Source organism: Streptomyces sp. 8L, from assembly GCF_020176795.1.
GTDB lineage: Bacteria > Actinomycetota > Actinomycetes > Streptomycetales > Streptomycetaceae > Streptomyces.
In genome coordinates this window covers 1-4,473 of the sequence record NZ_JAIUKE010000023.1, presented here as the reverse complement: position 1 = coordinate 4,473, position 4,473 = coordinate 1, and the positions used below count along the sequence as shown (strand labels likewise).

Sequence of the window (4,473 nt, the reverse complement as noted above, 5' to 3'; positions counted from 1 at the left end):
CCCCGCTCCGGGCGGGCCGGGCCCGCCGCCGCCTCAGCCCCCCCCCCTGCGTCCCCCAGCCCCAGCCCCAGCCGCGTCGTCTCGGCGGCCCCGCGCCCGGGGCGCCCCCCCCCCGCCCCCCCCCCCGATTCCGTACGCCCGGAGCCGGACGACCCGGAGCCCGACGACCCGGAACCTGATGGCCGGCCCGGCCGGGCCGGCCTGGCCGCTCACGCGTAGCGGTAGGTCCCCGCGTGGCCGAGCAGCGCGGACGGCTTCACGTTCCACGGCGGCATCGGCTCGTCCAGGCTGATCACCCGGCCGGCCTGCCGGTCGCTCGCCGCGAGTTTGCGCGCCGGCTGGTAGCCCGCGTGCGGATGCCGGGCCTGCCAGCGGTCCCAGAGCAGGTCGATGAAGGCGTGGTGGAGCCAGAACACCGGGTCGTTCGGGGACGCGGCGCCCAGCATCTCGCCGCCGACCCAGCGGTGCACGCGGTTGTGGTTGCGCCAGGGCTGGTCGACGCCGGGCCGCACCCAGCCCTCCAGGCCGTTGCGGAACCCGCTCGCCGGGGTCGAGTCCCACGGCGACACGTCGTAGACGCTCTCGCTCATGGCCCGTTCCAGCTCCTGGGCGGTGGGCAGCACGATGGGGTCACGGCCCGGGCGGCCGAGGTTGCGGGTGAGGAAGGGGTCGTCGGTGACGTTGCCGGAGATCGTCCAGTTGCCCGCCGTGTAGGCGAAGGGGCCCGTCATCACCTGCTGGTCCCGCGCCCTTCCCGTACCGCCGAGGAAGTCGTCGCGCCAGAGTGCGGCGGCCGGGGTCCGGTCGACCGTCCAGTCCCAGTACGGGACGGAGACCTTGGAGTCGATCGACCGCAGCGCCTGCTCGAATTCCAGCACGAAGCGCCGGTGCCAGGGGAAGAAGGTCGGAGCCATGTGCCCCGACCTGAGGCCGGTCTCGCCGTCCGGTGTGTAGAACTCGACATGCGTACGGACGAATCCGTCGTAGTCGCCGCGGCGCTTGAGTTCGAGCACCGCCTCGACGAAGGCCCTCTTCTCGGCTCCGGAGAGGTCACGCTGGTTTTTTCTGGTGTACATACGGTGGCTGTCCTCCCGGACGGGTCAGGCGTGGTGGAGCATCGGGTCGTCGAGCGCGAGCCGGGCCCCGCGCAGATCGTCCACGGCGGCCCGGGCGGCGGCCACCAGCGTGGGGAACGACTCGTAGTGGTTGACGGCGCTCATGTAGCTGCCGTCGGCGCGCCGCATCACGGGCAGCGGCCTGCCGTCGATCAGGACGTCGTACGACGGGACGCCGGGGTACACGCCCGGCGACAGGGCCCCCGCCCGGACGGGCCCGGAGGTGGTGTGCCGTACCCGGATGTGCCGGCCGCGGTACGTCTCCTCCGTCACGGGCCCGGTTGGCACCTCGGCCCCCCGCCCCCCCCCCCCCGGGGGGGGGGCGCGGGGGGGGGCCCCCCCGGCGGGCCCCCCGCGGGCGCGGGGGGGGGCGCCCCCCCCGGGGGGGGGGGGGCGCGCCGGGCGCCCGGGCCCGCCCGCGCGGGGCCGGCCGGCGCGCGCGGCCGGGGGGGGGCGGGGCCCGCGGGGGGGGGCCCGGCGCCGGGGGCCCGGTCGGCCCGCACGAGCGGGGTGAGGGCGGCGGCCGTACCGCCGAGCACACCGAGGCCGAACAGGGCGCGCAGCAGTGTGCGCCGGGTCCCTCCGCCGTGCGGTACCGCGCCTGCCATGAAGTCCTCCGCTCGCCGGGTGTACGGGGCACCGATGTGGCGCCCCGCTTCCCCCAACGAGATGACGTCCGAACAGTTCTGCGGCAGCAGTGGGATTTTCCGACACACGGACACGAGCCCCCCCGGTCGGGCGTGGGGGTTGCCGCGGCCGGGAACGCGTCAGGCGCGGCGGCGCGGCAGGCTGGAGGCGCGCACCACGAGTTCGGGTTCCAGGACGATCCTGCGGTGCTCGTGGCCCTCGGCCCCCTCCCCCGTCTCCTCGATGAGCAGGCCTGCGGCGAGCGCCCCGATCCGGCGCGCGGGCTGGCGCACCGAGGTGAGCGGAACGGCCGCCGCGCCGGCGAACTCGATGTCGTCGTATCCCACCAGGGCGACGTCCTCGGGGACCCGTACGCCCGCCTCGTACAGCGCCTGGAGCACACCGAGGGCGAGGAGGTCGTTGGCGCAGAACACGCCGGTGGGCAGGGGCTGGGTGCCGAGCAGCCGGGCGCCCGCGTCGCGACCCGAGGCGACGTCGAGGCGCGTGGCGCGGATGTGCCGCAGTGCGTCCTGCGGCAGGCCCGCCGCGGCGAGCGCCGTGAGCGCGCCCTCCCGCCGCTCCTGGCACTGGGTCAGGTGCATCGGCCCGCTGATGTACGCCAGGGAGCGGTGCCCCGCGAGGAGCAGATGACGCATGGCGAGCGCGCCGCCGGTCACATCGTCCACGGAGACGGAGCAGCCCTCGGCACTCGGCACGATCCGGTCGACAGAGACGAACGGTATGCCGTGGTGGCGGAGGATGCCGAGGTTGCGCCCCGTGCGGTCGGCGGGGGTGACGAGGACGCCCCGGACCCGCTGTTCGGAGAAGAGCGTGAGGTAGGCCGCCTCCTCGTCGGTGCTCTCCGCGCTGTCGCACATCATCACACCGAGGCCGGCGTCGCGCGCGGAGCGCGCCGCGCCCGCGGCGACCGCGACGAAGAACGGGTTGGCCATGTCGAGGACGAGCAGCCCCAGCATGCGGCTGCTGCCGGCGCGCAGCTGGCGCGCCGATTCGCTGCGGACGTAGCCGAGGCGGGCGATGGCGGCGAGGACCCGGCGGCGGGTGCCGTCGGCGACGGAGCCGGGGCGGTTGATGACGTTGGACACGGTGCCGACCGACACCCCGGCCGCGTCCGCGACGTCCTTGATCCCCGCGGGCCGGGCCCGGTCCATCAGACGGTGACTTCGACCAGGTCGAGCCCGGTGAGACCGGCCAGGGCGCGCAGGTCGGGCAGCAGCCGGCCGGTGGCCAGGGCCCAGTGGTGGCCGACGCCGCTGGCGCTCCACGCGTCGGTCCACTCGCCGGGGTCGCAGCCGAAGTCGACGCGTGACGTGGTGTTTCCGATCTCCAGCAGCGGCCCGCCGACGACCTCGCCCTCGGCGGCGACCAGCCGGTAGCCGCCGTCGCGGCGCTGGCCGAGGCCGACGAGGGTGACGGGTCCGTGCCGTACGTCGAACTCGACGGAGACGCCCCAGCCGCGCTTGCCGTGGTAGACGCCGAGCCCGCGCAGCAGCGGCTTGTGCTCGCTGATGGCGAGGTGGCCCGGGCCGTCGTGGCCCATTTCCACGACGCCCGCGGTGAAGTCGAGCGCCTGGAGTTCCGTGAAGGAGCCGCCCGCGCCGAACCGGTCGGCGATCAGCATCGCGAGCGACGTCCGCAGCTCGTACTCGCCGCAGGCGGGGACACCGCGCGCGGTGAGCAGCGAGGCGCCGAGGATCATGCCGGCGCCGAGGCGCTCGTGGGTCTCGCCGTCGAGGCCGCGGTGGTAGTACGCGAGGGAGTCGAGGTCGAAGTCGGCGACGAGGGAGTCGAGGCCGACGGAGACGCGGGCGGCCCAGCGCAGGTCGTCCTCCACGACGGAGTCGGCGAGGTCGAAGACGGTCCGGGTCTCGGCGAGCTTGGCGTCGACCTCGTCGTCGCCGGCCTTCTCGGCCCTGACCCTGAGGTCGTCGAACTCCAGGACCTCCATGTGGCCGCCGAGGTTGCCGGTGACCATGGTGAGGTCGGTGGACACGTCGTACATGCCGGGGTAGAGGTGGCCCATCAGGCCGTGCCTGCCGTTCCTGAGGACGGAGCGGACCCCGGCGGCGGTGATCCAGCGGCCGATGCGCGCCCAGGCGCGCTCGTCCTCCAGATGGCCGGAGACCGAGCGGAACGGGACTCCGACGCGTTCGAAGGCGTTGGCCATCTCGGGCAGCGGGCAGGCACCGCAGTACGCGAGCCACTGGCCGGTGTCGAAGGACGCGTGGTCCATCGAGGGCGAGGGCTGAAGGTTGATCAGCAGGACGGGCGCGCCGCTGCGCTGCGCGATCGGCACCAGCATGCTCGCGGTCATGTAGGTCGTCAGGAATCCGACGATGAGGTCGCAGTCGGCGGCACGCAGCCTCTCGGCCGCCGCCGCGCCCTCCTGGGCGTCGGAGATGAAGCCGGCGTCGACCACTTCGGCGTCGAAGGCCCGCATGCGTTCCGTGACCCGCGCGGCCGACTTCCGCAGCTGCGGGAGGAGGTCGGGGAACTGGGGCCAGTAGGCGCCGAGGCCTCCTGCCACGAGCCCGACGCGGGGCTTGCGGGCGACGGCGGGGGTACGGGGGATCATGGCGCCTCCATCGGGTTCGGCGGGCGGGTGGCGGGGGGGGGGGGGGGGGGCCGCGGGGGCCCCCCCCCCGGGGGGGGGGGGGGTGGGTGGTTGAGTGGGCGGGGCCCCCCCCGCACAGGCGGGCGCGGCCCCCCC

At 75.3% G+C, this 4,473-nt stretch carries 4 protein-coding genes; all 4 read right to left on the bottom strand.

Annotation, left to right across the window (positions count from 1 at the left end; translation table 11 throughout):
• Positions 1-209: 209 nt before the first annotated feature.
• The 4 genes from LCE31_RS03085 to LCE31_RS03070 all read right to left on the bottom strand — a co-directional run bounded on the left by LCE31_RS03085 (position 210) and on the right by LCE31_RS03070 (position 4,338).
• On the bottom strand, positions 210-1,076 hold the full coding sequence (locus LCE31_RS03085) for a tyrosinase family protein (RefSeq protein ID WP_225012377.1): 867 nt from the start codon (positions 1,074-1,076) through the stop codon (positions 210-212).
• 24 nt (positions 1,077-1,100) lie between these two features.
• Positions 1,101-1,388 carry a tyrosinase family oxidase copper chaperone gene (locus LCE31_RS41095; RefSeq protein ID WP_374118386.1) on the bottom strand — a complete coding sequence of 96 codons (288 nt, stop codon included), beginning with the start codon at positions 1,386-1,388 and terminating at the stop codon, positions 1,101-1,103.
• A 494-nt stretch (positions 1,389-1,882) separates the two neighbouring features.
• Positions 1,883-2,914: a LacI family DNA-binding transcriptional regulator gene (locus tag LCE31_RS03075; protein ID WP_225012375.1), complete on the bottom strand. Its 1,032-nt coding sequence runs from the start codon at positions 2,912-2,914 to the stop codon at positions 1,883-1,885.
• On the bottom strand, positions 2,914-4,338 hold the full coding sequence (locus LCE31_RS03070) for an L-fucose/L-arabinose isomerase family protein (protein ID WP_225012378.1): 1,425 nt from the start codon (positions 4,336-4,338) through the stop codon (positions 2,914-2,916). Before LCE31_RS03070 ends, LCE31_RS03075 begins: the two co-directional genes overlap by 1 nt.
• Positions 4,339-4,473: the final 135 nt, after the last annotated feature.

Coding starts and splice junctions, on each gene's coding strand:
- LCE31_RS03075 (WP_225012375.1), bottom strand. CDS start 2,914: ATGGACCGGGCCCGGCCCGCGGGGATCAAGGACGTCGCGGACGCGGCC.
- LCE31_RS03070 (WP_225012378.1), bottom strand. CDS start 4,338: ATGATCCCCCGTACCCCCGCCGTCGCCCGCAAGCCCCGCGTCGGGCTC.
- LCE31_RS03085 (WP_225012377.1), bottom strand. CDS start 1,076: ATGTACACCAGAAAAAACCAGCGTGACCTCTCCGGAGCCGAGAAGAGG.